Source organism: Rhizobacter sp. P3_B12 (genome assembly GCF_056402895.1).
In genome coordinates this window covers 1-8143 of sequence record NZ_JBFUGN010000198.1, presented here as the reverse complement: position 1 = coordinate 8143, position 8143 = coordinate 1, and the positions used below count along the sequence as shown (strand labels likewise).

The 8143-nt window shown below is 66.4% G+C and carries 9 protein-coding genes; 8 read left to right on the top strand and 1 reads right to left on the bottom strand.

Annotation, left to right across the window (positions count from 1 at the left end; genetic code table 11):
• The 8 genes from AC1D01_RS13170 to AC1D01_RS13135 form a co-directional block, all read left to right on the top strand.
• Nucleotides 1-210: hypothetical protein (locus AC1D01_RS13170; RefSeq protein ID WP_477866849.1), on the top strand; the 210-nt coding region annotated here is incomplete at its 5' end.
• 355 nt (nt 211-565) lie between these two features.
• Nucleotides 566-1558 carry a helix-turn-helix domain-containing protein gene (locus tag AC1D01_RS13165; RefSeq protein WP_477866847.1) on the top strand — a complete coding sequence of 331 codons (993 nt, stop codon included), beginning with the start codon at nt 566-568 and terminating at the stop codon, nt 1556-1558.
• Nucleotides 1555-2916 carry a replicative DNA helicase gene (locus AC1D01_RS13160; protein ID WP_477866845.1) on the top strand — a complete coding sequence of 454 codons (1362 nt, stop codon included), beginning with the start codon at nt 1555-1557 and terminating at the stop codon, nt 2914-2916. The genes AC1D01_RS13165 and AC1D01_RS13160 overlap by 4 nt, the downstream gene beginning before the upstream one ends.
• Nucleotides 2917-2932: 16 nt before the next feature.
• On the top strand, nt 2933-3730 hold the full coding sequence (locus AC1D01_RS13155; RefSeq protein WP_477866843.1) for a hypothetical protein: 798 nt from the start codon (nt 2933-2935) through the stop codon (nt 3728-3730).
• Nucleotides 3731-3868: 138 nt separating this feature from the next.
• Nucleotides 3869-4387 carry a terminase small subunit gene (locus tag AC1D01_RS13150; protein WP_477866841.1) on the top strand — a complete coding sequence of 173 codons (519 nt, stop codon included), beginning with the start codon at nt 3869-3871 and terminating at the stop codon, nt 4385-4387.
• 14 nt (nt 4388-4401) lie between these two features.
• Entirely contained in the window at nt 4402-6555 is a 2154-nt protein-coding gene (locus AC1D01_RS13145) for a phage terminase large subunit family protein (RefSeq protein WP_477866839.1), read from the top strand.
• Nucleotides 6552-6893, top strand: a complete 342-nt coding sequence (locus AC1D01_RS13140) for a Mor transcription activator family protein (RefSeq protein ID WP_477866837.1) — start codon at nt 6552-6554, stop codon at nt 6891-6893. Before AC1D01_RS13145 ends, AC1D01_RS13140 begins: the two co-directional genes overlap by 4 nt.
• Nucleotides 6893-7408: a nucleotidyltransferase family protein gene (locus AC1D01_RS13135; protein ID WP_477866835.1), complete on the top strand. Its 516-nt coding sequence runs from the start codon at nt 6893-6895 to the stop codon at nt 7406-7408. The genes AC1D01_RS13140 and AC1D01_RS13135 overlap by 1 nt, the downstream gene beginning before the upstream one ends.
• 136 nt (nt 7409-7544) lie before the next feature.
• Here the strand turns inward: AC1D01_RS13135 and AC1D01_RS13130 are convergent.
• A partial coding sequence (locus tag AC1D01_RS13130; RefSeq protein ID WP_477866833.1) for a diguanylate cyclase domain-containing protein occupies nt 7545-8143 on the bottom strand: 599 nt, incomplete at its 5' end.

Here is an 8143-nt window from a genome sequence, read left to right as displayed (position 1 = left end):
TTCAAGGGCGTGACCCGCATGGCGCGTGAGTTCGCCGAGGTGATCGGCCAGATCAGCGAGGTGACCGCCGACGGTGCGGTGACCGACAACGAGCTGCGCCGCGTCGAGGGCGAAGCCGCCGAGTTGATGTCGGCCGTGCAGGCCGTGCTCATCGCGCTGCGCGTGCGCAACGAAGCGGCCAAGCCGCAATCGATGCGGGAGGGTCGCTGATGCACGCGCAGATCACATCCACGCCGAGCCTCGCAGTCGATGTGCTGGCGCGCGACACGCTGGAGCGCYTGAGCGCTGACGACCTCGCGACSGTCCGCGAATCCGAGTTCATCTTCGCGGCCCTCGCKRMGCACCRYRAGCGCACRGCGCGCCTCACCTACCTGCCGCTSGGCATCTGCCGCAACTGCGAAGARCGYTGCGCMCCGGGCGARSCCTACTGCGACGACGACTGCCGMACCGACCACACCCARCGCGAATGCCGGCRAGCCCGSCTGCGCGCCTGAYCGACCTCTGACATGACTYAMCGACAAGATGCATTGCGGCCMACGCGGCTGCAAGGGAAGGGTGTTGCCCRATGAGCACGCTCGCAATGGCCATCTGCTGGCCGCTCAAGATGCCGCCGCCCCAGAAGGCGGTGCTGATCAGCTTGGCCGACCAGGCGAACGACCAGGGCTTCTGCTGGCCCAAGGTCGAGACGATCGCGATGCGCACCTGCCTGTGCGAACGCACGGTGCGCAACGCCATCCGCTGGCTGGAGGAGGCGGGACTGCTGCGCGTCGGCATGGGCGAGATGCGCTCCAACGTCTACACGCTGACCCTGGACGGCGTCCGTCCGGGCGCGCCCACCGGCACCGACCCGGCGCTGATCGCCCGCGGCGCCAGTTCGCTCAACGCGCCTCGAAACAAGGCGGCACCACATGCCCCCTTCGCAGGCGCCCGAACGGCCTCTTCAGACCCATCGATCCGGGTCACACCGGCACCACATGCCGCCCGACCGGCAGCGCATGCAGGTCAAGCGGCATCAGGTGCCGGTCAAAGCTCCTGCGATGACCTGTTCGACCCGGCACCTGCTGCAGGTCAACCGGCACCGCATGCACCCCAACCGGCACCACCTGCCGGTCAGACCGGCACCACGTGCCCCCTAACCGTAATAGAACCAATACAAGAGCTATACCCCCAACCCCCTGAAGGGGCTGAAGACCCTCGGCAGGACGATGGGGGCGACACCAAGGCATCGAGGCACAAGCCGCTGGTGAGCCTCGCCACCTTCCTCGCCGTCTGCAAGGCTGCCGGGGAGAAGCCCATCCCCGAGGACCACCCGGTGTTCGGCTACTGCGACCTGGTCGGCATCGACCGCGACATCCTGCTGCTTCACTGGCGGGAGTTCAAGGCCCGCCGCACCGCCCAGGGCAAGCGTCAGCGCGACTGGCGCCAGACCTTCTTCAACAGCGTCCGCGACAACTGGTACCGCCTCTGGTACCTGAAGCCCGGAGAGGCTGCCCACCTCACGACCCAGGGCCTGCAGGCGCAGGCCATGCTGCAACACGACCAAGGAACCGCCGAATGAGCCGCCGACCCGATGCACTGAGCGCCCCCCACAGCGAGGAAGCCGAGCACGCGGTGCTGGGCGCGCTGCTGTTCGACAACCAAGCCTTCGAGACGGTCGGCACGGTCCTGAAGCCCGAGCACTTCTACCAGACCGACCACCGGGCGATCTACGAGACCATCAGCGAGCTGCTCAGGGCCGGCAAGCTGGCCGACCTCGTGACCGTCCACGACAAGGGTCACCACAGCATGGTGTACCTGAACCAGCTGCTGTCCTGCGTGACGAGCGGCCGGGCGGCGCTGCGCCACGCCGAGCTGCTCGTCGAGCGCTGGCGTGAACGCGAGGTGATGCGCCTGGGCTCGACGATGGCCGACGAAATCATGCGCGGTGCGCACGATGCGAAGGGCAAGCCGCAGCCGGTCGACCAGCTCATCGACCAGATGATCACCAAGCTGATGGCGCTGAACGCTGTGGCCGACCGCAACGAACCGCGTGACATCAGCGAGCTGGTCGTGAGCTACCTCGACGACCTGCAGAAGCGCTACGACGGCGCGGAGACGACCATCCAGACCGGGCTGAAGGATCTCGACCACTGCACCGCCGGCGGCGGGCGGCCCGGCGAACTGTGGGTGATCGGCGCCAGGCCGAGCATGGGGAAGACGGCCATATGCCTGACGCTGAGCCGCCACGTCGGCCGCAAGCACCACGTGCTGATGCTCACGCAGGAAGACAGCCTGAACTCGCTGACGGCCCGCCAGGTCGCCGCGGCAGGCCGCGTGAACCTCGCGGATCTGCGCAATCCGCGCAAGGCGCCGGAGAGCATGTGGGAGGGCGTCAGCGAGGGCATCGATGCGCTCGGGAAGCTGCACATTGCGATGGACGACCAGGCGGCGCTCTCCATCATGGACGTGCGCCGCAAGATCCAGCAGGTCAAGCGCAGGCACAAGAAGCTGGACCTCGTGATCATCGACTACCTGCAGTTGATGGAGGGCGACGGCGACAACCGGAACCAGGAGCTGGGCAAGATCGCCAACGGCCTGAAGCGGGCGGCCAAGGAATTCGGCGTCTGGATCATCCTGCTGTCGCAGATGAACCGCGAGGCCGACAAGCGCAGCGGTCCCCCGCAGATGAGCGACCTGCGCGACAGCGGCGACATCGAGGGCGCGGCCGACCTGATCGGGCTGCTGCACCGCGAGCACCGTCGCAACCCGACCGAGGCCAACAAGTTCCACGCCGAGCTGCACGTGGTCAAGCACAAGAACGGTCCGACCGACACGCTGAACTTCACCTTCGACGGCGCGTTCCAGCGCTTCACCGATTGGGAAGGGCCGGCTCCGATGAAGAGCATCAAGGCGCAGCGCGGCGGCGGGCTCGACTGACCGAGGGAGGAACGACATGCTGACGATGAACATCCGCTTCGATGCGGCGCAGATCGCGAAGGCGTTCGGCGAACTGCAGCAGGAGCACCCGAACGTGATGGCGCAGGCCATCAACGACACCACGCGCGAGGTGCGCGACGCGCAGGTCGCCGAGATCCGCGACCGGTTCGACAACCCGACCGCGTTCACGCTGCGGGCGCTGCGCACCACCTTCGCCACGCGGACCAAGTTGCAGGCGATGGTGTGGCTGAAGGACGGCACGTCGCGGGCGCACTACCTGATCCCGCAGATCGAAGGCGGCAACCGGCCGCTGAAGCGCTTCGAGGAGATCCTCGTGCAGGCCGGGCTGATGCGCAAGAACGAGCGCGCGGTGCCGGGCGCAGCCGCCAAGCTCGACGCCTACGGCAACATGGGCCGCGGCCAGATCGTGCAGATCCTGAGCCAGCTGCAGGCCTTCAACCTCGCGGGCTCCGATGCGAACGCCACCAGCTCGAAGCGCTCGAAGGCCAAGCGCAGCAAGGTCGAGTACTTCGTCGCGCACGGCGGTGAGTCGAGGCAGGGCCGCGGCTCGTGGAAGCACGGCGACAAGATGCAGCACCTGCGGCGTGGCGTGTGGGCGCGGTACCGCTTCAGCGCGGGCAGTGCGGTCAAGCCCGTGCTGTTGTTCGTCAACGGCACGCGGTATGGCAAGCGCTTCGACTTCGTGGGCACGGCACAGCGCGTGATCGACAGCCGGTTCAAGTCGCACTACGAGCAGCGTATGCAGAAGCAGCTCGCGAAGCTCGGGCTCGCGGCGGGAGGGCAGGGCGCATGACGTTCGCACYYCGGTCGGCCAAGGCCTCGACCCCACCCCCCACCCCCCTCATCGGGTCCTCCCGGGAGAGGTCGGTCAAGGGTAATTCGAACCCCGTTCGCTCGCTAGTTTCAGTGCGCTCCTAAGGGGGTTATATCCATGCAAGCACTAGATCAACCCCTCTCGCAGCCGCTCTCGCACCCGATCACGCAGGAGCAGTTCGGCGACCTGGTCGGCGTCAGCCAGCCCGTCGTCAGCGAGCTGCTCAGCCGCGGTGTCTTGCTGGCCGGCCAGCCGGCGGCGACCTGGCTGCGCGCGTACACGAAGCACCTGCGGGAACAGGCCGCGGGCCGTGGCGCCGACGGCGAGCTGGCGCGCGAGCGCGCACGCCTGGCCCGCGAGCAAGCCGACCGCATCGCGATGGACAACGCTGTGAATCGCCGCGAGCTCGCGCCGGTGTCGGTGCTCGAACTGGTGCTTGCCAAGATGGCCGGCGACGTGGGCAGTCTGCTGCAGGGCCTTGTGCCGCGCCTGCGTCGCCGCGTCGAACTGCCTGGCGAGGCACTGCGCATCCTCGAAGAGGAGGTCTCCAAGGCACGCAACTGTGCCGCGGCGATGACGCTGGCGGACGCTGATGAAGGGAATGACAAAGACGACGAAGAGGAGGATGGAAATTGACGCACGCGACGCCTATGCTCGACGCAGTCGAGCCGATGTTCATCGAACGGCCCATCACATTGGCTGACCTCGGCACCGAGCAGCGCAACGAGATCAACGCGGCACTGCGCCGCGGCCTGCGCCCGCTCGAAGCGCCGATGCCGATGCGGCTGTCCCAGTGGATGGCCGAGCACTTCTACCTGTCGGAGGAGAGCAGCTACGAGCAAGGCCGCTGGGAGGCCTACCCGTACCAGGTGGCCATTGCCGACTGCATCGGCCACGACGAGATCACGCACGTGACCTGGCGAAAGTCGGCGCGCACGGGGTACACCAAGATATTCCTCGCGGCCCTCGGCTACTTCGCCGAGCACAAGCGTCGCAACCAGGTCGTGTTCCAGCCCACGGACGGCGACCGCGATGACTTCGTCGGCACCGAGCTGGAGCCGATGCTGCGCGACGTGAAGGTCATGCGTCGGATCTTCCCGAAGTTCAATCGCAAGTCGAAGAGCAACACGCTCAAGCGCAAGCAGTTCCTGGGCTGCCAGCTTCACCTTCGCGGCGGAAACTCGGCCGGCAACTATCGCCGGCTCACGGTGGACTGCGTCTATTACGACGAGACCGACGGCTTCGCACGAGACGTTGACAAGGAAGGCGACCCCTTCTTCCTCGGCGACAAGCGCATCGAGGGCGCAACRTTCCCGAAATCCGTCGCCGGATCGACGCCGAAGCTCAAGGGCTTCAGCCTGATCGAGGACCGCGAGCAGCAGGCCGACGCGCGCTTCCAATACTTCATTCGCTGCCCGCATTGCGACGAGGAGCACACGCTCGACTGGGGCGGCAAGGAAGCGCCGCATGGCCTGAAGTGGGACGACAACGATCCGGAGACGGTCGTTCACGTCTGCCCGCACTGTGGCGTGCGCATCACCCAGGCCGAGTACCTGGCGGTGTGGAAGGGCCGCTGGAAGGCGGCAGGCGGTGCGCGTGGTGGCCTGTGGATCGACGAGAGCGACCCGATCCAGCTGCGCTTCCGCAACGTGGCGGACGAGGAGGTCCAGCCGCCGAAGCACGTGGCGTTCTTCTGCTGGACCGCCTACAGCCCGCAGGCGACGTGGGTGGGCATCGTCCGGGATTGGCTCGCAGCCTCAAAGAAAGCCGAGGCAGGTGAGCTCAGTGCCGTGAAGACCTTCGTCAACACCACGCGGGGCGAGACCTACGAAGAGGACGTGGAGAAGACCGACGCCAGTCAGCTCGCGCTGCGCGGCAAGCATGGTCACCCACTGCGCACTGTGCCGCGAGGCGCGGTGAAGCTCGCGATCGGCGTGGACGTGCAGGGCGACCGCTGGGAGCTGGTGGTGTGGGGCTTTGGGCGTGGCGAGGAAATGTGGGTGGTGGATGACCTGGTCATCTACGGCAACCCGGCCGACCAGCGCGAGTGGGATCTGAAGCTGGATCCGGCGATCAAGGCGACCTATCGGCACGTGTGCGGCGTCGAAATGTCGGCCGACGCGGTGGCGATCGACACGGGTGGCCACTTCACGCACCAGTGCTATGTGTTCGTGCGCAACCGGCCGAATCAGAACCTGTACGCGGTGAAGGGCGAGACGCGATTGGGTCGACCGATCAAGAGCGCCAGCGTCCTGGTCGACGTGAACGAGCGCGGCAAGACGATCCGCAAGGGCGTGCGGCTGTGGCACGTCGGCACCGACACCGCGAAGGACTTGCTCTACGGCCGGCTGCAGGTCAGCCAGCCCGGGCCGGGCTACATGCACTTCGCGCGCGAGCTGACGGCCGAGTTCTACGACCAGCTCACGGCCGAGAGCCGGATGCTGGTGAAGACCGGACGCGGCGAGGAGCACCGCTGGCTGAAGCCGGCCGGCAAGCGCAACGAGAAGCTCGACTGCACGGTCTACGCGCTGTTCTGCGCGCAGATGCTCGGGCTGCACACGCTCAGCGACAAGCTGTGGGCGCGGCTCGAGGCGGGGCTGGAGCCGGACCTGTTCGCCGGCGGCGGAGCACCCGTGCCGAGTGGGGGAAGCGATCAAGCGCCAGTGCAGACGTCCGCACAACCCAACGCGGTGGCGGCGGCACCGCCTGCGCCAGCTCCACCACCTACAGCTCGTCCACCCGCTGTCCGTCCCGTTGTCCCGAACTCTTTCATCGTCAGCGATTCTTGGAGCAGCCGCCTGTGAGCCAACCCCTCTTCCAGCACCAGCAGCAACCCCGCCCCGATGCCCACGAGATCAAGGCCGACGCGGCCACGCAGTGGGTGTTCGACATGACGGAGATCCTGCGCGATGACTTGGCGTTCCAGGAGCCGTGGGCGAGCGCTATCGCGCATGAGATCGTGCAGGGTATGCGCGCACGGTTTGGCGGTGACGATGTTTACGTGCCGGCGCCCGATAAGTCGGCGCGCGATGAGCGAGTGCGTGAGATGTTCAACGGTCGGAACATCAAGGAGCTGATGCAGCTGTTCGGGCTAGCGCGTTCGACGGTCTATCGGATCGTCGGACAGGGGGCGCGGAAGTGATGTTTGCGCAGCGCGAAGGCTATACGCCGGTCTGGGTTCAATCCGAAGACGTGCCGTGGAGCATTCCAAGAGATGTGCTCACCGCCCGCCTGGAACGTCTTCTCCGGCGCATTGGCGCAAGGCCGGAGTACGTCACCGAGTATCGAGGTGGCCCCCTCGATGGGGCCACGGTGGAAGGGGCGGTCCGTGTCCGCATCGAAGGGATCTGGACATTCGGTAGCTACGCACGCGGTGCACGTGCATGCGGTGACCTGGATCTGATCGTCCGGACGCACAAGTCCTGGGTAGGCCCGCTCATGGTCGATGGTCGTCCTGCCGAAGGATTCCGACTGCTCCCCAGCCTTGACAGTGTCTTTGAACCGTTTGCCGGCGCACTGCGCAACATGGAGGTGGTGGAGCACTACTTCTTCGTGCGCGGGAAGACGGTTCACCTGAGCACCTCGCGTAGCCAGGTCGCACACTCCGCTGCGGCGCTCACAGGCCAGGCAACCGAGACGTTGACCCCGCTGCGTTGAAGTTCGATGCGGATGGCCATGCAATGAAATGGATCAGTGGCTACATGGCTTGGGTATCGGTCAAAAGCTGATTTCAGCTCAGCCGATCAATTGGCCGTCATTCTGGATGTGCGGATCATTGAGTTGGAGGAGCGTTTCAAGCTCCGCCCCCTTCGACAAGGCGAAGCGCCACCTGGACGTTGTTGCGGCCCGCACCCTTGGCCTGGTAGAGCATCACATCCGCTTGCTTGACGAGCGCCTCGACGGTCGTGGCGTCACCCTGGTAGAACGCCAGGCCGATGCTGGTGGTGAGATCGATCGTCTGATGGTCGATCACGAACGGCGTCCTCATGGCGTGCACGATCTTGGCAGCGACGGAGGAGGCCATCTCCGGCGCCGGCAGGCCTTCCATGATCGCCGTGAACTCATCGCCGCCCAGGCGGGCGACGGTGTCGCTGAAACGCAAGGTCCGGGACAGCCTGTCCGCGAATTCCCGCAGCACGGCGTCTCCCGCGTTGTGTCCGTATCGGTCGTTGATCTGCTTGAACCGGTCGATGTCGAGGTACATGAGCGCCATCAGTGCACCCGTGGTGCGGCAGCGCTCCATCGCCTCGGCGACGCGCAACTCGAAGCCGGCGCGATTGACGAGGCCCGTCAGCGGGTCCACGCGTGCCAGCTCGATCAGCCGCTTCTCTTCGAGCTTCTGGCGGGTGATGTCGCTGACCACGGCGTGGAAGCCCAGCACCGTGCTGCCGT

Bases quoted from the DNA above. Each gene is read 5' to 3' on its own strand.
- AC1D01_RS13165 (WP_477866847.1), top strand. From the start codon at position 566: ATGAGCACGCTCGCAATGGCCATCTGCTGGCCGCTCAAGATGCCGCCG.
- AC1D01_RS13155 (WP_477866843.1), top strand. From the start codon at position 2,933: ATGCTGACGATGAACATCCGCTTCGATGCGGCGCAGATCGCGAAGGCG.
- AC1D01_RS13150 (WP_477866841.1), top strand. From the start codon at position 3,869: ATGCAAGCACTAGATCAACCCCTCTCGCAGCCGCTCTCGCACCCGATC.
- AC1D01_RS13135 (WP_477866835.1), top strand. From the start codon at position 6,893: ATGTTTGCGCAGCGCGAAGGCTATACGCCGGTCTGGGTTCAATCCGAA.
- AC1D01_RS13160 (WP_477866845.1), top strand. From the start codon at position 1,555: ATGAGCCGCCGACCCGATGCACTGAGCGCCCCCCACAGCGAGGAAGCC.